Below are 19,664 nucleotides of genomic sequence, written 5' to 3'. Positions count from 1 at the left end.
GCATACGGATCCAGGACGACACGACATGAACAACACCAGAAGTCTGCTGCAAGCCGGTGTGCTGGGCCTGTCCCTGCTGGCAACCAGCGTGATGGCGGCAGTACCGGCCGGCGAAGCGGCCAAATTGGGCAACACCCTGACCCCCATGGGCGCAGAAAAGGCCGGCAACGCCGATGGCTCTATCGGGCCCTGGCAGCCGCTTTCGAAGACGGCCGGCAGCGTCGATGGCAAAGGCTTCCTCGCCGACCCCTACGGTACCGAGCAACCGCTGTTCACCATCACCGCGCAGAACGCCGACCAGTACAAGGACAAACTGTCTCCAGGCCAGATGGCCATGCTCAAGCGCTACCCGGACACCTACAAGTTGCCTGTCTACAAGACGCACCGTGGGTCAACGGTACCGGCCGAGGTGTTTGCTGCAATCAAGGAAAACGCCACCCAGGCAACCCTGGTGGAAGGTGGTAACGGCCTGAACAACTTCCGCACGGCAGTGCCGTTCCCCATCCCACAGAACGGGCTGGAAGTGATCTGGAACCACATCACTCGCTACCGCGGTGGCAGTGTGAGCCGCCAAGTCATCCAGGCGACCCCGCAGCAGAATGGTTCCTTCAACCCGGTGTCTTTCTCTGATCAGTTCGTGTTCCGTGATCGGATGAAAGACTACGACCCCAACAATCCAGGCAACATCCTGTTCTACTTCAAGCAGGAAGTGACCGCGCCGGCACGCCTTGCAGGCACCGTGCTGCTCGTTCACGAAACCCTCGACCAGGTCAAGGAACCGCGCAAGGCATGGATCTACAACGCCGGCCAACGCCGCGTACGTCAGGCGCCGCAGGTGTCGTACGACGGCCCGGGGACGGCTGCCGACGGCCTGCGCACCTCCGATAACCTGGACATGTTCAACGGCGCTCCGGACCGCTATGACTGGAAGCTCGAAGGTAAAAAGGAGCTGTACATCGCCTCCAACGCCTTCAAGCTCGACGACCCGAAGCTCAAGTACGCCGACATCATCAAGGCAGGGCACATCAACCAGGACCTGGCCCGCTACGAGCTGCGCCGCGTCTGGCATGTGGTGGCCACACTCAAGCCCGGCCAGCGACATATCTACGCCAAGCGTGACTTCTACATCGACGAAGACACCTGGCAAGCTGCCGTGATCGACCAGTATGACGGGCGCAACCAGCTGTGGCGCGTCTCTGAAGCCCATTCGCAGCCGTACTACAACGTCGAGGTACCATGGATCACCCTGGAAGCCATCTATGACCTGCAATCGGGGCGCTACCTGGCCTTGGGCATGAAGAACGAAGAAAAGCGTGCCTACAACTTCAACTTTACTGCCAGCAAGGCCGACTTCCAGCCTGCGGCCCTGCGTCAGTCGGGCATCCGCTGACAGCGAAGCCGTAAAATGATGGGGCCACGCTCGGTGGCCCCATCGCGCCCATGCAAGGGTGCCAGTCCCAGCAGAAGCGCCAGGCCGGTGCGATAAACCGTCTGAATACCCCGCCAAAGCCCCCATCCCAGCCTGCGTCGACCGGCGCTGTTGCTTTTTGTCGTAGTCTTTTTCCGACGCAGTCTCCCCGCCAACTTCAAATGCAGGGCGTTAACCGCTAGTCTCGCAACCACCCTTACGCCGTATTTTTCCACCCAGAACGAGCCGGCCATGACAGATCTGTCCCGTACGCATGGATGCACCAGCCAGGCCGTGGGCCTGATGGACGAGCATTTCTTTCGACCGCCCTTGCCCGACGGCCATGTCCCGCGTCAGCGTCTGTGCCAGCGCCTGCAAGCCGGGCTGGGCGGGCGGTTGCTGCTGATCAGTGCGCCCGCGGGCTTCGGCAAGAGTTCACTGGCCATCGAGTTCTGCGAGACGCTGCCTGCCCACTGGCGCACGCTGTGGTTGGGCTTGAGCCAGCGAGATGCCGATCCCGGGCGCTTTCTGGAGCGTCTGCTCGACGGGTTGCAGCAGCACTGCCCAGCCATGGATGGGCAGGCGATGGCGCTGTTGAAGATGCGCCAGCGCCACCAGCCGTTCGCGTTCGAGCCGTGGCTTGGCACGGTGCTCGACGCGTTGGCGCTGAACCTGCGCAGTGAGTCGCCCATGCTGGTGGTGCTGGACGACTACCACCTTGCCCAGGGGCCCGTCCTGGACCACTGCCTGCAATTCTTCCTGAACCACTTGCCCGCGGGCCTTGTGTTGCTGGTGACCAGTCGTCAGCGCCCGGACTGGCACCTGGCACGCCTTCGCCTCTGCCGGCAATTGGCCGAACTGAACGAGCAGGACCTGCGACTGACCGCCGAGGAGTCGCTGGCGGTGCTGGGGCGCAGGCCCACTGGCCTGCGTGGCCAAGCGCTGGACAACCTCATCCAGCGCAGCGATGGCTGGGTGGCCGGGCTGCGTTTCTGGCAGTTGGCCGCCAGCGAGTCGAGCGATGAAAACGTTCTGCCCCAGGCGTTGCACGGTGGCGAAGGCCTGATCCGCGATTATCTGCTCGAAGAAGTGATCGACATACTGCCTGCGCCTGTGCAGCGCTTTCTCGACGAGACGGCGTGCCTGGAACGCTTCTGCGCGCCTCTATGCGACGCGGTACGGCTGCAACAGGACAGCAACGCGATCCTGGATTTTCTGCAATCGCACCAGGTGTTTCTGGTGCCACTGGATGAGCATGGCCGGTGGTTTCGCTACCACCACCTGTTCTCCGATCTGCTTCGCAGCCGCCAGGCACGCGAGCCTTTGACCGAGCGGCACCTGCGTGCCTCTTGCTGGTTCCAGGCCCAAGGCTTGCTGGATGAGGCGGTGGAGCAGGCGTTGCGCGGGGGCGACCTGAACGCGGCGGCCGACCTCGTGCAAAGCCTGTCCGAAGAGCAGTTGCTGGCCGAGCAGAACGTCGCCATGTTGCTGCGTTGGAAAATGGACCTGCCTGACAGCCTGCTGGTCAGCACACCGCGCCTGATCGTGTTGTACAGCTGGGCCCTTGCCCTGGCGTGCCAGCTCGACGCTGCCGAGGAACTGGCAAGCCATCTGGGGCGCTTTCTGCCGGCGCCTTCTGCCACTGCCCAGAAGTCCATGCTCGCCCAGTGGCTGGCACTGAGCGGCGTGATCGCCAGAGGCCGAGGCGATCGTGAACGCACCCTGACTTGCTGCACCGAAGCACTGCAGAGCCTGCCCTGCAAACGGTATGGCCAGCGCCTGGTGTGCCTGTCGACATTGTCGAACCTGGCAATCGCCGAGGGCGACTTCTGGCGTGCGCGCGGTTGGAACCGAGAAGCGCTGGAGCTGGCGCAGCGCGTGGGCAACCCATTGTTCGAGGCCTTGGCCCACTATGACAGGGCCCGGGTATTGCACGCCCGAGGCGAGGTTGTGCGTGCACTGGGCGAAGTACGCGAAGGGCTACAGCGTTTGCACGGGTTGTCCGCACAGCGGTTGTATGCGATCCGGGCGCGGCTGACCTTGTACGAAGGGTATCTGCTGGTCGCACACCTGTGCCCGGAGCAGGGGCTTGCTCGGCTGCGTGGTGGCCTGGGCGAGGCACGTGCCTGCCGCGACATCAGTGTGCTCATCGGTCATTGCGTGATTGCCATGCTCGACGGCCGGGAAGGGCGCTTTGCCGAGGCGTTCACGGAACTCGCCGAAGCCGAACGTCTGATGCATATCTGGGATGTGCCCCCGGTGTACTACCTGGCGATGATCACCCTGGTCAAATGCGAGCTCTGGCTCGCGCAAGGGCGCATGGACCTCGCCGAATCCTGGCTGTCGCGCCTGGGGCAGACCTACGGCGGCGCGCAGGCGGCACTGGCGCCCGAATTTCACCCGTTGTTGCCCTGCCATGTCGCTTTGCAGCAAGCCGCGCTCGACCGCATTCAGGGGCGTGAAGCAGAGGCGGCGCGCAACCTTGAACAGCTTGCCGAGCGCGGCCAGGGTTGTGGGGGCATGATGTTGACGGTCAGCGCCTTGTGCCCCTTGATCGCCTTGCACCTGGATCAGGGGCATCAGGCGCAGGCAGCACGCTTGCTGCCGACACTGCTGCAGGCGGCCAGGGGCGGTGTGTTGCAGCCGTTTCAAGAGCTGCTGCAACGCTACCCGCAGTGGCTGCGCGATCAGGTCCAGAGCAGCGAAAACTGTCCGGTTAGGGCCCAGTTGCTTGAGCGCCTGCCCGGCTTGCCATGCACCAGCGCCAGTGCTGATGCGCTCAGTAGCCGCGAACGGGCGGTGCTGGAGCTGATCGCCCAGGGCTGGTCGAACCAGCAGATCAGCGAACGGCTGTTCATTTCGCTGCACACGGTCAAGACACACGCCAGCCACATCAACAGCAAGCTGGGGGTAGAGCGCCGCACCCAAGCCGTGGCCAGGGCCAAGGCGCTTGGCTTGCTGGAGTGAGAGTGGCAGGGCATGCGGCGGGTAGCTAAAATGCTGGCCTGATGCCACCTTGCACGTGGCGCGTACACCTCGCTTATCTTTTCCGACCGCCTGCCGATACAGCGTTCGGTGGTTCGCCTCGTGCCATCTTTCCATTTCTTCCAGGGCAGGTCGTGTTGATGCTGCAGTTCGGGCAAAAGAGTTTTCTGATCGTTGACGACTTCACCGACTTTCGCACGTCGACCCGCTCCATGCTGCGCGAGCTGGGCGTTCGCGACGTGGACACCGCCGACAGTGGCGAGCAGGCGCTGCGCATGTGCGCCCAGAAGCGTTATGACTGCATCCTGCAAGACTTTCACTTGGGCGATGGCAAGAAAAACGGCCAGCAGGTGCTCGAAGACCTGATCATCGACAAGCACATCAGCCACGAATGCGTGTTCATCATGGTCACCGCCGAAAGCAGCCAGGCCATTGTGCTCAGCGCCATCGAGCACGAGCCCGACGCCTACCTGACCAAGCCCTTCAACCGGGTAGGCCTTGCCCAGCGGGTGGAAAAACTCTACCAACGCAAGGCACTGCTAAAGCCGATCCTCCAGGCGCTGGACCGCAATCGCCCTGGTGAAGTGCTGGCAGCCTGCGCCGAGCTGTGCAAGCGCGACCCGCGCCTGGCGCCGCTGTGCCTGCGCTACCGGGCCGATGCGCTGCGCAACCTCAACCGCTTCGAAGAACTCGAGAAGTTTCTCAAGGCCATTCTCGCCAGCCGCCCGCAGCCCTGGGTGTACGCGGCATTGGGCAGCTTGATGCACAAGCGCGGGCAGCTTGCCCAGGCCCAGGCCGTCTACGAGCAGGCGCTCAAGGCCTTCCCGATCATGCCCAGTCTCTACGATGGCATGGCCGATGTGCTGGAGGCGCAAGGCGAAACCAAGCGCGCCCAAGGGCTGTTGGAGGAGGCCGTGCGCCTCTCGCCGTTATCGGTTCGGCGCCAATCGAAGCTGGGCAAGCTGGCGTTGGCCAACGAAGACTTCGACAGCGCGTCCAAGGCGTTCCGGCATGCCGTGAATCAAGGGCAGAGCTCACGCTACAAGGATGCCGAGAATAACCTGGGCCTGGTGCAGGCGTTGATGAGCCGCAATGCAGGCTTTGGCCTGGACGCGCGCACCCGGGTCGAGATCAATACCACGCTCAGCGAGGTGGCCAAGGAAAACCCGGAAGACCAGGGCCTTCAGGTGCGTGCCCGCATGATGAAAGCTGCCAGCCTGCAGCAGGCCGGTGACCCGGAGACCGCTGCCAAGCTGACCGACCAGGCCGTCCAGCGCCTGGAAAAGATGAACCAGTTCTTCTCGGTCGATGCGGCCCTGACCGTTGCTCGGCAATTACAGGCATCGGGGCAGGATGCCGCGGCCATCGGCGTGCTCAGAAGCTGTGTGGAGAGTTATGGCGACGACCCCAAGGTCATGGAACGAGTAGGCCAGCTGACGGATGACCCCAGCGTGCTGAACGCCATTACCGAAGCCGTCACGCTCAATCGTCAGGGCGTGCGCAGTTACCAGGGAGGTCAGCTCGGCGAGGCGTTGCAGCTGTTCCGTAAAGCGTTGGGCCTGCAGCCCAGGAACATCAGTATCGCCCTCAATACCGCCCAGGCGCTGCTGCGCATTGGCGGAGAGAATCCTCAGCCTGCGATCATGCAGGAGTGCCGCGACGCCTTGACGAGCGTGGCCGGTATCCCCGCCAGCGATAATCGCTATGACCGCTACCGCAAACTCCATACCCGGGTGTTCGGCGCATGAATCTTGATAATCAGGGGCTGGATTTTTCCACGGTGATCGCCTCCACCGTGCACGACCTGAAAAATTCGCTCTCGGCACTGATCCAGTCCCACAGCCAGTGGGTCCAGCGCTTGCCTGAAGAGCTGCGCGGTGGCGCGGAACAGGGGGTGATGGAACATGAGTTCCGACACCTCAATGGCATGCTGGTGCAGTTGCTGGGCTTGTACAAGCTCGGCGTTAATCAACTGCCGGTGTGCCCGGACTACCACGAACTCGACGACTTCATCGAAGCGCAGTTGGCGGCCCATGAAGAAGTGCTGCAACACAATGCCATCGAGGCGAACTGGCGCATCGATACCGATAATCCCCTGGGCTTCTTCGACCGCGAACTGGTGGCCTCGGTGGTGACCAACGTCATCACCAATGCCACGCGGTTCGCCGAAAAGGCCCTGCTGATTACCATCGAAGAGGCAGACAACCAACTGGTCATCTGCATCAACGATGACGGGCCCGGCTACCCGGCGCGCATGATCGAACGGCAACAGGAATACATCCAGGGCATCGACTCCACCAGTGGTAGCACGGGCCTTGGCTTGTATTTCGCTGCGCGTATTGCGGCCTTGCATGAAAGCGGCGGCGTGCAGGGTCGCATCGACATCTCCAACGGGGGTGCGCTTGGAGGCGGCCTATTCCGGTTGTACTTGCCCTGAGGAGTGAGCAGGGCGGTGCAGAAATGCGCAGGCGGGTGCGGAATTTTCACCCGGCAAGACACTCCAAGCCTGACATAGAGCCGTTCCAGACCTACGGCCTACATGATCAATACGAGGAGCTTGCCCATGTTCACCATGCGTCGCCTGATTATCGTCGCAACCACTGCTGCCCTGATGACCGGCTGTGCGGGGCAGAACCCCTATGAGAACCAGGGGCAAGATGGCGGCGGCATGAGCAAGACCGCCAAGTACGGTGGCCTGGGTGCCCTGGCCGGTGCCGTGGCCGGCGCCGCGATCGATCACAACCACCGTGGCAAGGGCGCACTGATCGGTGCTGCGGCCATTGGCGCCGCGGCGGCCGGCTACGGCTACTACGCCGACAAGCAGGAAGCCGAACTGCGCGCGAAAATGGCCAACACCGGTGTCGAGGTTCAGCGCCAGGGCGATCAGATCAAACTGATCATGCCCGGCAACATCACCTTCGCCACTGACTCGGCCAACATCTCGCCAAGTTTCTACGCGCCGTTGAACAACCTGGCCGGCTCGTTCAAGCAGTTCAACCAGAACAACATCGAAGTGGTGGGCTTCACCGACAGCACCGGTAGCCGCCAGCACAACATGGACCTGTCCCAGCGCCGTGCCCAGGCAGTCAGCAGCTACCTGACCTCCCAGGGTGTGGACGCCTCGCGGGTCACCGTGCGTGGCATGGGCCCGGATCAACCCATCGCCAGCAACGCCGATGCCAATGGCCGCGCGCAGAACCGCCGCGTGGAAGTGAACCTCAAGCCTATCCCTGGCCAGCAATACGACCAGCAGCAAGGCCAGGTTCAGCAGTATCCCTGACCGAGTTGGGGGGGGCGCTTGATGGCCCCCCGCATTCAGCGCACTTCGCTCGCCTGGATGGCGGTCAGGGCAATGGTGTGCACGATGTCATCGACCTGTGCCCCGCGCGGTAGATCGTTCACTGGCTTGCGCAGCCCCTGCAGCATGGGCCCCAGGCTCACGCCGTCGGTGCTGCGCTGCACCGCCTTGTGCGTGGTATTGCCGGTGTTCAGGTCCGGAAACACGAACACCGTGGCGCGGCCGGCCACCTGACTGCCCGGCGCCAGGTCGCGTGCAACGGCAGGGTTCACGGCCGCATCGTATTGCAACGGCCCGTCGATCATCAGTTGCTCGCCGCCATCCCTGGCCATGCGTGTGGCCTCGCGCACCTTCTCCACTTCCTCGTCGCTTGCCGAATCGCTCGAATAGCTGATCATCGCTACCCGTGGCGTGATACCGAAGGTGAGCGCCGATGCAGCGCTCTGGCGCGCGATCTCGGCGAGTTCGGCGGCATTGGGGTGGGGGTTCATCACGCAGTCGCCGTAGACCAGCACTTGGTCCGGGAACAACATGAAGAAGACCGAAGAGACCAGGCTGGCGCCCGGTGCGGTCTTGATCAACTGCAATGCAGGGCGGATGGTGTTGGCCGTCGAGTGCACCAGGCCCGAGACCAGGCCATCGACTTCATCCAGGGCTAGCATCATGGTGCCGATGACCACCGGGTCTTCGAGCTGTTGCTCGGCCATCGGTGCGTTGAGGTTCTTGCTTTTGCGCAGCGCCACCATGGGCTCGACATAGCGCTGGCGGATCAGGTCCGGGTCCAAAACTTCCAACCCTTCGGGCAGGGTGATGCCCTGTGCGCGGGCCACGGCATCGACCGCTTCAGGCTTGGCGAGCAGCACGCAGCGGGCAATGCCGCGAGCCTGGCAGATGGCCGCTGCCTGCACCAGCAGCGGCTCGGCACCTTCGGGCAGGACGATACGTTTGTTGGCCTGCTGCGCGCGCTGGATCAGTTGATAGCGGAACACGGCTGGCGACAGGCGCATCTCGCGCGGCGCACCGCAGCGCTGGCTCAACCAGGCACCGTCGAGGTGGCTGGCCACGAAGTCGGTGATGAACTCGGCACGCTCGCGGTCATCGACCGGGATTTCCCGGTTCAGGGCATTGAGCTGGTTTGCGGTGTCGTAGGACCCTGTGCTGACCGACAGGATCGGCAACCCGGCCTGCAGCGCTCCGCGGCACAGCCCCAGAATACGCGCATCGGGCTTGCTGTCGCTGGTCAGCAGCAGGCCTGCCAACGGCACGCCGTTGATGGCTGCCAGGCTCACGGCAAGGATGATGTCGTCGCGATCGCCGGGCGTCACCACCAAGGTCCCGGATGTCAGCAGCGGCACGGTGTTGGCCACCGTGCGGGCGCAGATGATGATCTTGGTCATGCGCCGCTGTTCGTAGTCACCGGCATTGAGGACCTGGGCCCCGAGCAGCTCTGCCACATCGCGCGTGCGCGGGGCGTTGAGCTCTGGTTGATAGGGAATGCAGCCGATCAAGCGGAAGTCATCGCCGCGCAGCAGCGGCGAGTGCTCACGCAGGCGCGTCGAGAATTGCTCCATGCTCTGGTCGGTGCGCACCTTGTTCAGAATCACGCCCAGCACCTTGGGGTCGCGCGGACCTCCGAACAGCTGGGCCTGTAGCTCGACCCTGCCGGACAGTTCACTGAGCACTTCCTGTTCGGCGGCAGATACCAGGATCACTTCGGCATCCAGGCTCTTGGCAAGGTGCAGGTTGACGCGTGCTGCGTAGCTGGCGTGACGGGTAGGGACCATGCCCTCGACCACGACCACGTCGTTGCCCACACACGCCTGCTGGTACAAGCGAACGATCGACTCGAGCAGTTCGTCCAGCTGGCCATCGCCCAGCATCCGTTCGACCTGGGCAAGGCTCAACGGCGTCGGCGGCATGATGCCATGGGTACGTGCGATCAGCTCGGTGGAGCGCTCCGGGCCGGTGTCGCCTGGGTGGGGCTGGGCAACAGGCTTGAAGAAGCCCACTTTCAGGCCGGCGCGCTCCAGCGTGCGCACAAGGCCCAGGCTGATGGACGTAAGGCCGACGCCAAAGTCGGTTGGTGCGATGAAAAAAGTCTGCATGCGTGCTTCTCGAAATAAGCGGTGCAAGGGATCAGCGATCAAGGGTAGCGCTATCGGGACCCTGTGCGCACCAACCGCACGGGAACGCCTGGCCGATGCGCTGCGCACGCTGTTCGGGGTCGAGCACCCAAGGGCGCAGTTGCCAGGGCGGCACGTGGCGCAGGTGCTGGGTGTGGCCACAGCTCAACTGGACGAGCCAGTGGCCTTCGGCATCCTGGGAAAAACCGATGATCCGACTGATGGACATGGGCGGATCCAGGCGAGGTTCGCAATCGGGCGATGGCTTGGTTACACTTGTGCGTTCTACATTCTTTTGCAAAAGGTCTTGCCCCATGCTGATCGCCGCCAACAAGGCTGTCTCCATCGACTATACCCTGACTAACGACGCCGGGGAGACCATCGACAGCTCCGCCGGTGGCGCGCCGCTGGTTTACCTGCAAGGTGCCGGCAACATCATCCCAGGCCTGGAAAAGGCCCTGGAAGGCAAGCAGGCCGGCGACGAGCTGACCGTTTCCATCGAGCCTGAAGACGCCTACGGCGAATACCTGGCCGAGCTGGTCAGCACCCTGAACCGCAGCCTGTTCGAAGGCGTCGACGAGCTGGAAGTGGGCATGCAGTTCCACGCATCGGCCCCCGATGGCCAGATGCAGATCGTGACCATCCGTGACGTGGACGGCGACGACGTGACCGTCGATGGCAACCACCCACTGGCCGGCCAGCGCCTGAACTTCCAGGTCAAGGTCGTTAACGTGCGTGACGCCAGCGAAGAAGAAATTGCTCACCGTCACATCCACGGTGAAGGTGGCCATCACCACTGATCTTTCTGCGCTAAGCTCAGAAAGTCGCCAGGCGTTCGGGCAAGCCGCCCTGCCTTCCCAAGGAAGGCGACGGCTTGAACGAACGCCTTTTTAGTGGGCGCAATTTGCCCAGGTGCCGTCGGCGACCTGAAAAGGGGATTACAGCATGAGTGCATTTCACGACCTGAAGTTGAACGCGCTTGACGGTGGCGATCTGTCCTTGAAACCGTACAAGGGGCAGGTAGTGCTGGTGGTCAACGTGGCCTCCAAGTGCGGCCTGACACCTCAGTACGCGGCGCTTGAGCAGCTCTACCAAACGTACAAGGACAAAGGTTTCACGGTCCTTGGCCTGCCCTGCAATCAGTTCGCAGGGCAGGAGCCGGGCAGCGAAGCGCAGATCCAGGCGTTCTGCCGCGTGAACTATGGCGTGAGCTTTCCGCTGAGCGCCAAGCTCGATGTGAATGGGCCCCAGCGTCACTCGATGTATCGCCTTCTGGCGGGCGAGGGCGCGGAGTTTCCGGGGGACATCACCTGGAATTTCGAGAAATTCCTGGTGGGCAAGGACGGGCGGGTATTGGCGCGCTTCTCCCCACGCACGGCGCCGGATGATCCTGCGGTGGTCCAGGCCATCGAGAAGGCCCTTGGCTAATCACGCACCGGGTGCTCGCCTTGGCCGCGGCGGTGGCTTCACAGCGGCGGCAGTGGCTGCATCGAGGTAGCTTGGCGCCCATGAGTGCTCAGTGAGGCGCTGAGCAGGTGCGCTTCGAACTGATCGACGATTTTCGACCACCCCTGATGGCTGGCATGCTGCCGCGCATTGAGCCTCACCCGCCGCAGGGTCTCGCTGTCTTGCAGCAGCCAGCAAGCAGCATCGATGAATGCTGCCACGTCGCCTGGCATGGCCAGCGCACCATTGTGGCCATGGCCGATGTGCTGCGCGGCCGTTGCCTGGTCATAAGCGACCACCGCCAACCCTGACGCCATGGCTTCGAGCACCACATTGCCAAACGTCTCGGTCAGGCTCGGAAACAGAAACAGATCACTGCTGGCATAGTGCTCGGCCAGTTGTTCACCTCGCTGGACCCCGCATAAGACAGCCTCGGGGACCTGCTGCAGCAGCTTCCCCCGCAGTGGCCCGTCCCCCACCAGGATCAGGCGTAATCTTCGCTGTGGCAGAGCCCGCTGCAGAGCTTCGAAACAGCTTTGCAAAAGCCCCAGGTTTTTCTCCGGTGCCAACCGTCCCACATGCAGGACGGCGATATCATCGTGGCCCAGCCCCCAGCGTTCGCGCAGCGCCTGGCTGCGACGAGCTGGGTTGAACAGCTCCGCATCTACGCCGCGCTCCATGTGCACCAGCCGCTCGAAGCCGCGGCGTTCGAGCCAACGCTGTTGGTTCAAGCTGGGCACGAGGGTCAAGACGGCCCGGTGATGAAACCAGCGCAGGTAAAGGCTTAGCAGGCGTGCTACCACGCCCATGCCGTATTGCCCTGAAGGGTGCGCAACGTGGGTATGCAATCCGCTGACAACGGCGATCCCTAACCGCCGAGCGGTGCGCAATGCGCTCAGCCCCACGGGGCCTTCAGTGGCGATGTAGATGACATCAGGCCGTTGCCGGCGCCAGTGCCTTGTTAGCGTATGCAGGGAGACCCCGCCGCGTTGCAACCCCGGGTAGCCGGGCAGTGGCCAGTCGCGCCACAGTCTCACGCCAGGGTTGTGGCTCGAAGCCTGCTCCCCTGGCTGGCGGGGGCGGACGACGCTGACCTGATGGCCACGCAGGCGCAGCCCTTCGCTCAGGTTCAAAAGAATGCAGGCCACGCCGTTGATGTGCGGGGCGAAGGTGTCGCTGACCAGGCAGATGTGCAGAGCAGGTGTGTTCATGAACTGACTATCCACTTGCTGCATTGCCGGGGTATGACGGCGAGGTGACGCCTGCATGATACATGGCTCACGACGGCCGATGACGCGCACGAATATTCATCGCGGCTGCACTCAAGAGGCGCAGTTCCCCGCCGATGCAGTTGCATTCGCCCCCACGCTCCAGGAGAGCGGTGATGTTCAACAACAAGCTCAAGCAAGAAATCCGGCAGTTGCGTGAAGAACTGATGATCATCGACCAGATCAAGAGCAGCCTTGACAGCGAAATGCTGGTGCTGCAACTCGATCCGGCCGGTCGGATCGAACTGGTCAATGGCAATTTCGAAACCGAGATGCTGTATAGGGCCGACCAATTGCTTGGGCGCAACATCGAAGACATCGTGCCTGCCCACGTCAAGTCGCTGGATTTTCACCAGCGCATGAAAAATGCCATCAGCCGGGGCGAGCATTTCAATGGCGCGTTTCGCCTGCTGCGCGGGGACGGCCAGGAAGCCTGGCTGCGTACGATCCTGCAACCTGTGAAGGGTAGCGACGGGCGCATCAAGTATTTCACCCTGCATTCGAGCGACCTGACCCGCACCATCGTCACCTCCCGCGAGCACGAGAGCCTGATCAAGGCGTTGATGCGCTCGACGGCGGTCATCGAGTTCGACCTCGATGGCATGATCCTGACCGCCAACGAACGCTTCCTGTCGGCAGTGGGGTACCGGCTGGATCAAATCCGTGGCAAGCACCACCGTATGTTCTGCGAACCTGCCGAGGTCAATGCACCGGGCTACCAGGCATTCTGGGACAAGCTTCGTCGCGGTGAATACATTGCCGAGCGCTTTCGGCGGATCGATGCTCACGGCCGGGTAATCTGGCTGGAAGCGTCCTACAACCCGATCTTCAACGCCCACGATGAGCTCTACAAAGTGGTCAAGTTCGCCACGGTCATCACCGATCAGGTGAACCAGGAGCAAGCAGTGGCCCAGGCGGCGGACGTTGCCTACAACACCTCGCGGGAAACGGACACCAGCGCCCGCCGGGCCACCGAGGTGGTCGGGCAGAGCGTCAGCGTCATGCGCGGGCTGGAAGCCTCGATGCTTCAGGCTGCCGAAGGCATCCAGGCGCTGGACACCCAGTCGCGGGTCATTGGTTCGATCATCAAGACCATCAGCGATATCGCCGGGCAGACCAACCTGCTGGCGCTCAACGCCGCCATCGAAGCCGCCCGCGCTGGCGAGCAGGGGCGGGGCTTTGCGGTGGTGGCCGATGAGGTGCGTCAGCTGGCCTCGCGCACCAGTACAGCTACCGAGGAAATAGCCCGTGTGGTGCAGCAAAACGAGCAGTTGGCCCAGGCTGCGGTGTCGATCATCGACACCAGCAAGCGTCAGGCCGAAGAAGGCCGCGCGCTGGCGGACCAGACCGGAAGCGTGATCGAGGAAATCCAGGAAGGGGCCAGGCGGGTGGTGGATGTGGTGGGGCAGTTCTCCAGCCGCCTGGGGCAGTGATGCTGGGCAGTTTTGCAGGCCAGTGGTGACCCTGAACCAAGCGACACGCAGCCGTCTGCTTGGAGACGTACAAGGTTAGCCGCTGCCTGAAAGGCACGCGGCCGGTTTACGCGCTCACCGCCAGCCCATCGCCCACACCTGGGCGTCGCGCAGCACCCGCCAATCCAGCCACTCGCTGCGCCCACTGTGCACCGCCTGCAGTTCCACGCGCAGCAGCACGCCCGCTTCGTCATGCTCCAGGTCGGTGACCAGGAAGTGCTTTTCACGGTTTACCGGCTGCGTTGCGGTCCATTTCGACAGCTTGAGTTTGGCGGGGCTGAAGCGGTTCATGGTCTGCTCCTGTAGATGGGGTAGGGTTACGCCTGGGGCAGGCTCAGGCCCGATGCGCAGGGGTGTTCACGACACGTGCATTGCCGTTCTCGCGCACCCAGAACAACGTCGCCCCCGCCACCGCCGCCGGCATCATCACCACATTCACCCCCGGGATCAGCAACGCCAGGTAGGTCACCCCGCCAAAGCCCAGGGACTGCCAGCGCTTCTCCCGCAGCCAGGCGAGCATGTCTTGCCAGCTCATCTTGTTGTTGTCGGCCGGGTAGTCGATGTACTGGATGGCCATCATCCATACGCCGAAAATCAGCCAAAGCGGCGCGGCGACCACGTTGACCACCGGGATCAACGACAGGATGAACAAGGCGGTGGCGCGTGGCAGGAAGTAGCCGAGCTTGCGCATTTCGCGGCCCAGTGTGCGGGGGATCATCGCCAGCAGCTCTGCCCAGCTGAAGGCCGGGAAATGATCGTCGCCGCGCACCACCACTTCCACCTTTTCAGCCAGGAAGCCATTGAACGGTGCCGCGATGATGTTGGCCACCAGGGTGAAGGTGAAGAACACCATCAACACCAGCAGCACCACGAACAAGGGCCAGAGGATGTAGGTCAGGAAGCTCAGCCAGCTTGGCAGCGTGGGCACCAGCGCGTCCAGCCACTGGCTGAACTGGTGGCCGGCAAAATAGATGAGACCACCGAACAGCAGCAGGTTGATGGTCAGCGGCAGCAGCACGAACAAGCGCAGGCCAGGGCTCAGGATCAGCTTCAGGCCTTCGCGCAGGTACTGCGGCCCGGAAAGAACGGGGGCTTGCATGTATCACTCCGCAGAAAAGGTAGTCGGCAGACATTACCGAGTTTCGGGGTGATGCGGAAGCTGCGCCATCTGGGTGAAACCGGCGGTAACAAAAGCCAAGGTTCGACCCTGCCAACGCAAAGACGCGCATAGACGATGGCTATGAGGTGGATTGTCTAAGGATATTTCCTTACTCTTTGCCACCTCGCTACAGTGCGCTCATATTTCAGCGTCACAGGCCTGCCCGTGGTGCAGGCCCTACTTCATTTGCACAGCTGGCCCTTACAGCCCGCTCGACAGGAGTTCGACATGTCCGAAGCACGTCATTCGCGCGTCATCATTCTGGGCTCCGGCCCTGCCGGTTACAGCGCAGCGGTCTACGCGGCCCGTGCCAACCTCAAGCCGCTGCTGATCACTGGCATGCAGGCCGGTGGCCAGTTGACCACCACCACCGAAGTCGACAACTGGCCGGGCGACCCGCACGGCCTGACCGGCCCTGCACTGATGCAACGCATGCAGGAACACGCCGAGCGTTTCGAAACTGAAATCGTCTTCGACCACATCAACGCCGTAGACCTGGCCAACAAGCCGTTCACGTTGACCGGCGACAGCGGCACCTACACCTGTGACGCCCTGATCGTGGCCACTGGTGCCAGCGCTCGTTACCTGGGCCTGCCGTCGGAAGAAGCGTTCATGGGCAAGGGTGTATCGGCCTGCGCCACCTGCGATGGCTTCTTCTACCGCAACAAGCCGGTCGCGGTGGTTGGCGGCGGCAACACGGCCGTTGAAGAGGCGCTGTACCTGGCCAACATCGCCAGCAAGGTAACCCTGGTGCACCGCCGCGATACCTTCCGCGCCGAGAAGATCCTGATCGACAAGCTGCATGCCCGCGTTGCCGAAGGCAAGATCGAGCTCAAGCTGAACGCTACCCTGGATGAAGTCCTGGGCGACAACATGGGCGTGACCGGCGCGCGCTTGAAGAACAACGATGGCAGCAGCGACGAGATCAAGGTAGACGGCGTGTTCATCGCCATCGGCCACACCCCGAATACCTCGCTGTTCGAAGGCCAGCTGACCCTCAAGGACGGCTACCTGGTGGTCAGCGGCGGCCGTGAAGGCAACGCCACTGCCACCAACGTCGCGGGCGTATTCGCCGCAGGTGACGTGGCCGACCATGTCTACCGTCAGGCCATCACCTCGGCCGGTGCGGGCTGCATGGCTGCGCTGGACGTCGAGCGCTACCTGGACGGCCTGGCCAACGCCTCGTTCTGATCTTTCGATCGGGGCCGCCTGGCGGCCCCGTGTTACAAGCTAAGGCGCATCGACAGGTCGACCGCTCGCACATCCTTGGTCATCGAACCTATCGAGATGTAATCCACACCGGTTTCGGCAATGGCCCGCAGGGTCGTTTCGCTGACGCCGCCGCTGGCCTCCAGCTTCGCCTTGCCGGCTGTGATGCCGACGGCTTGCTTCATCTCATCGAGCGTCAGCTCATCGAGCATGATGATGTCGGCGCCAGCGCTCAGCGCCTGATGCAATTCCTCCAAGCTTTCCACCTCGATTTCCACCGGCTTGCCGGGGGCGATGCGGTGGGCGGCGTGTACCGCTTCAGCGACGCCACCACAGGCTGCAATATGGTTTTCCTTGATCAGGAAAGCGTCATACAGGCCTATGCGGTGGTTGTAGCAGCCGCCACAGGTCACTGCGTATTTTTGCGCCAGGCGCAAGCCAGGCAAAGTCTTGCGGGTGTCCAGCAACCGTACCTGCGTGCCTTCGACCAGATCCGCCAATGTGCGCGCACGCGTGGCAACCCCGGACAGCATCTGCAGGAAATTGAGCGCACTGCGCTCGCCGCTGAGCAGCGCCCGCGCCGGGCCTTCCAGATGAAACAGCGGCTGGTTGGGCTGGGCGCGATCGCCGTCGACCACCTGCCAGTGCACGGCTACGCGTGGGTCGAGTTGACGAAACACCGCATCGACCCAAGCCGTACCGGCTACCACACACCCTTCGCGAGTAATGATCGTTGCCTTGGCCAGCCGCTCGGCCGGGATGAGCTGGGCGGTGATGTCGCCGCTACCGATGTCCTCCAGCAACGCGCGGCGCACGTTGGCTTCGATTTCGGCGGTGAGGTCGGCAAGGCGTAGGTTAGGCATGGTTGGCTCCACAAGCGAGATGCCCGCGATTATAGGGCAGGGCGCAGGTGTGTACAGCCGGTGGTCGGTTGCCATGACGCAGCGGGTTGAGCAATCACTGCCTATTCAGGGTCAAGACTTACCAAGGGAAACGTATCTGGCAGTAAAAGGAATTATTCCCGATAATGCTGTCTGATATTTGGCGTCATGCTATTGGCGAAATCGGCCGTGTCTGGGCCCGACACCCTGCAAGGAGTACAGGATGCACAAAGAGGGCAAGGTAGTGCCCTTGGCGGCGGCTGAACATGGACGGCGCACGCCCCCTTCGAGTCTGCCCATTGCGCTGCTGCAAGTGCGCGATCAGGCCGCCTTGCAGCTGCGTCAGGGTTTGCAGGCGCTGTTCGACAATGCCGACGATACGCTGTTCGAAATGGCGGACAAGGCCGCTGACCGGTTCGCTCAGCACCTGTATTTCGAAGCCATGCGCGACTTGCGGCTCAAACGCAAGAGCATCGAGCGGCTGTTTCTCGATACCGTCCATGAAGCCTTCGCGCGCTTGGTCGAGCCTGAGCCTGAACGTGCCCCGGCAACCATCGTTCACGCCTTGTCTTCTACCCCCGGTCAGTCCGAGCGCGCAGCAGCGGTGGAAGCGATGGTTGCCAGAGTGAAGGCCCGTGATGGCGTCGCCTTACAGCAACTGGGCCTGCGCTTGCAGACGCTGCTCGAACGTCATGTGCCTGAGCAGTGCAACCCCCTGAACCCTATTGCCCTGTGCCGCTGCTTTCTCGAAGCCGGGCAAAGCCTGGGTGTAGGACCGCGCGTAAAGCTGGTGCTGCTCAAGCTGTTCGAACGGTACGTGCTGTGCGACGCGCAAGTCATCTATGGCGAAGCCAACAGGGTACTGATTGCGGCAGGTGTGCTGGGGCAGCTGCCACCGACGCCTTGCCGACGAGCTGGAGACAGTTGCTTGCTGGCGGAGCCGGACGAGCGTTCCTATCATGAGCCTGAAGCGGCCGACGATACCGCAGGCGAGGCCTTGTTCGCCTCCCTGCAGCCGCTTCTGCGATCGACACGTGGGGTGTTGGCGCCTCGCCTGGGTGCACCGGCCGGCGCCCAGCAGGTCAGCAGGGCCGATCTGCTGCGGTTGCTTTCACACCTGCAGCACTATGTGCCGGAGCCCGGCGCGGCTGATGACTTCGTCCTTGGCCAGCAACTGGAGCAGTTGCTGCTGACCATCAGCGTGCGTAGCGGTACCCGCCGCTTCATTGGCGGTGACGACGAAGACATGATCAACCTGATCGAGCAGGTGTTCAGGTTCATTGCAAGTGATGACAATCTGCCCATTTGCCTGCGAGCAGTGCTGGCGCGCCTGCAGATCCCGCTGCTCAAGGTGGCGCTGCTGGACAGGGGGCTGCTCAGCCGCGCCAGCCATCCCGCCCGACGGCTGCTCAACGAATTGGCGGCGGCGGGGCTCGGCTGCGACCCGCGCGAGCAAGGGCAGGGTGATGCCTTGCAACTGCGCGCAGAACATGTGGTTCAGCGCTTGCTCATCGATTTTGCCGAAGACTCGCGTCTGTTCGGTGAGCTGCTCGAGGACTTTCTCGGGCAGACCCAGCATGAACGGCGGCGTACCGAGCTGTTCGAGCAGCGCACTCGGGACGCCGAAGAAGGGCGGGCCAATGCCTCGCTCGCCAGGCGACAGGTGCAACAGGTGCTCAGCCAGCGTCTGCGCGGACGTGTGTGGCCGCAGGCAGTGGTACAGATGCTGAGCAACAACTGGAGCCAGGTCATGATGCTGGCCTGGCTCAGGCACGGAGAAACCTCTCTGGGCTGGCGCAATGCTCTGCAGACCCTCGATACGTTGCTGGCCAGTGTGATGCCATCGCTTGCGCCGCAGGTCCTGATGCATCAGGTACCACCGTTGCTCAAGTCACTGCGCGATGGGCTGGCCAGTGTTGGCACCGATTCGCTGGTGACCCGTGAATTTTTCCGCAAACTCCAACAACTGCACCTACGTGCTTATGCAGGTGACGCCGAGATAGACGAGGACGACATCCTGGTTACCCAGGACATCCTGGTGACGTTGGCCGAAGAGGCAGACGGGCCTGGGCTGCAACCGGCCGGTGAGCAGGGCAAGGTCTCGCAGAAGGTGCAACGCTTGCGCATGGGCACCTGGATTGAAGTGTCCGATGACGGTGGCATCCAGCGCTGCAAGTTAGTGGCTCGCCTGGACAGCTGCGACAAGCTCGTCTTTGCCAATCGCAGCGGCATGAAAGTGCGGGAGTGGAGTGGCGCCGGCCTTGACCAGGCCCTGGAAGCCGGCACTGTCCGCGTACTGGATGACGGCCCTTTATTCGAGCGCGCCCTGGAAGCGGTCATAGAGACTTTACGCAGGAGCGGGCAGGCCGCCTTGTGACGATTACCGTGTCAACGACAGCGGCGGCAGGGCATACT

At 62.9% G+C, this 19,664-nt stretch carries 16 protein-coding genes and 1 pseudogene; 11 read left to right on the top strand and 6 right to left on the bottom strand.

What is annotated here, in order from left to right; all coding sequences use genetic code 11:
• The first annotated feature begins 25 nt into the window (after positions 1–25).
• The 5 genes from NMB38_RS18080 to NMB38_RS18060 all read left to right on the top strand — a co-directional run bounded on the left by NMB38_RS18080 (position 26) and on the right by NMB38_RS18060 (position 7,673).
• Positions 26–1,390, top strand: coding sequence for a DUF1329 domain-containing protein (locus NMB38_RS18080; protein ID WP_027916600.1), 1,365 nt, complete (start codon positions 26–28; stop codon positions 1,388–1,390).
• A 270-nt stretch (positions 1,391–1,660) separates the two neighbouring features.
• Positions 1,661–4,375 carry a winged helix-turn-helix domain-containing protein gene (locus NMB38_RS18075; RefSeq protein WP_494354851.1) on the top strand — a complete coding sequence of 905 codons (2,715 nt, stop codon included), beginning with the start codon at positions 1,661–1,663 and terminating at the stop codon, positions 4,373–4,375.
• A 158-nt stretch (positions 4,376–4,533) separates the two neighbouring features.
• The gene (locus NMB38_RS18070; protein ID WP_027916598.1) at positions 4,534–6,141 is read left to right on the top strand and encodes a tetratricopeptide repeat-containing response regulator; all 1,608 of its coding nucleotides are present in this window, start codon (positions 4,534–4,536) and stop codon (positions 6,139–6,141) included.
• Complete coding sequence (locus tag NMB38_RS18065) at positions 6,138–6,830, top strand: sensor histidine kinase (RefSeq protein WP_027916597.1); 693 nt, start codon at positions 6,138–6,140, stop codon at positions 6,828–6,830. The genes NMB38_RS18070 and NMB38_RS18065 overlap by 4 nt, the downstream gene beginning before the upstream one ends.
• 126 nt (positions 6,831–6,956) lie before the next feature.
• A complete protein-coding gene (locus NMB38_RS18060; protein ID WP_028688113.1) occupies positions 6,957–7,673 on the top strand; it encodes a YiaD family glycine zipper/OmpA-like lipoprotein in 717 nt (238 codons plus the stop codon).
• A 35-nt stretch (positions 7,674–7,708) separates the two neighbouring features.
• Here the strand turns inward: NMB38_RS18060 and pta are convergent, their stop codons facing one another.
• Both pta and NMB38_RS18050 read right to left on the bottom strand, forming a co-directional pair.
• Positions 7,709–9,796: a phosphate acetyltransferase gene (pta, locus tag NMB38_RS18055; RefSeq protein ID WP_027916595.1), complete on the bottom strand. Its 2,088-nt coding sequence runs from the start codon at positions 9,794–9,796 to the stop codon at positions 7,709–7,711.
• A gap of 31 nt (positions 9,797–9,827) precedes the next feature.
• Positions 9,828–10,130, bottom strand: a complete 303-nt coding sequence (locus tag NMB38_RS18050; protein ID WP_345956393.1) for a DUF3565 domain-containing protein — start codon at positions 10,128–10,130, stop codon at positions 9,828–9,830.
• On the opposite strand from NMB38_RS18050, the gene NMB38_RS18045 reads away from it, so the two are divergent.
• Together NMB38_RS18045 and NMB38_RS18040 are read left to right on the top strand one after the other, a co-directional pair.
• Complete coding sequence (locus tag NMB38_RS18045) at positions 10,129–10,614, top strand: FKBP-type peptidyl-prolyl cis-trans isomerase (RefSeq protein ID WP_027916593.1); 486 nt, start codon at positions 10,129–10,131, stop codon at positions 10,612–10,614. The two genes, NMB38_RS18050 and NMB38_RS18045, sit on opposite strands and share 2 nt — an antisense overlap.
• Positions 10,615–10,759: 145 nt before the next feature.
• Entirely contained in the window at positions 10,760–11,242 is a 483-nt protein-coding gene (locus tag NMB38_RS18040) for a glutathione peroxidase (protein ID WP_027916592.1), read from the top strand.
• Between the two features lie 38 nt (positions 11,243–11,280).
• Here the strand turns inward: NMB38_RS18040 and NMB38_RS18035 are convergent, their stop codons facing one another.
• Positions 11,281–12,471, bottom strand: coding sequence for a glycosyltransferase family 4 protein (locus NMB38_RS18035; RefSeq protein WP_028688114.1), 1,191 nt, complete (start codon positions 12,469–12,471; stop codon positions 11,281–11,283).
• Between the two features lie 134 nt (positions 12,472–12,605).
• Here NMB38_RS18035 and NMB38_RS18030 point away from each other — a divergent pair.
• Positions 12,606–13,421: pseudogene (locus NMB38_RS18030) on the top strand (PAS domain-containing protein); the annotation flags it as partial.
• Positions 13,416–13,961 carry a methyl-accepting chemotaxis protein gene (locus NMB38_RS18025; RefSeq protein ID WP_371920344.1) on the top strand — a complete coding sequence of 182 codons (546 nt, stop codon included), beginning with the start codon at positions 13,416–13,418 and terminating at the stop codon, positions 13,959–13,961. The pseudogene NMB38_RS18030 and the gene NMB38_RS18025, both read left to right, overlap by 6 nt.
• 114 nt (positions 13,962–14,075) lie before the next feature.
• Here NMB38_RS18025 and NMB38_RS18020 read toward each other — a convergent pair whose 3' ends face one another.
• Positions 14,076–14,291: a TIGR02450 family Trp-rich protein gene (locus tag NMB38_RS18020; RefSeq protein WP_023534670.1), complete on the bottom strand. Its 216-nt coding sequence runs from the start codon at positions 14,289–14,291 to the stop codon at positions 14,076–14,078.
• A 43-nt stretch (positions 14,292–14,334) separates the two neighbouring features.
• On the bottom strand, positions 14,335–15,099 hold the full coding sequence (gene cysZ, locus NMB38_RS18015) for a sulfate transporter CysZ (protein ID WP_236167494.1): 765 nt from the start codon (positions 15,097–15,099) through the stop codon (positions 14,335–14,337).
• 288 nt (positions 15,100–15,387) lie between these two features.
• Between cysZ and trxB the strand changes: the two genes are divergently transcribed.
• Positions 15,388–16,350, top strand: a complete 963-nt coding sequence (gene trxB / locus NMB38_RS18010) for a thioredoxin-disulfide reductase (RefSeq protein WP_027916588.1) — start codon at positions 15,388–15,390, stop codon at positions 16,348–16,350.
• 32 nt (positions 16,351–16,382) lie between these two features.
• Here the strand turns inward: trxB and nadC are convergent, their stop codons facing one another.
• Positions 16,383–17,231, bottom strand: coding sequence for a carboxylating nicotinate-nucleotide diphosphorylase (gene nadC / locus NMB38_RS18005; protein WP_028688118.1), 849 nt, complete (start codon positions 17,229–17,231; stop codon positions 16,383–16,385).
• Between the two features lie 241 nt (positions 17,232–17,472).
• Between nadC and NMB38_RS18000 the strand changes: the two genes are divergently transcribed.
• Complete coding sequence (locus NMB38_RS18000; protein WP_028688119.1) at positions 17,473–19,626, top strand: DUF1631 domain-containing protein; 2,154 nt, start codon at positions 17,473–17,475, stop codon at positions 19,624–19,626.
• Positions 19,627–19,664 lie beyond the last annotated feature (38 nt).

Source organism: Pseudomonas sp. FBCC-B35, from assembly GCF_059133755.1.
This window is presented reverse-complemented; position numbering and strand designations above follow the sequence as displayed.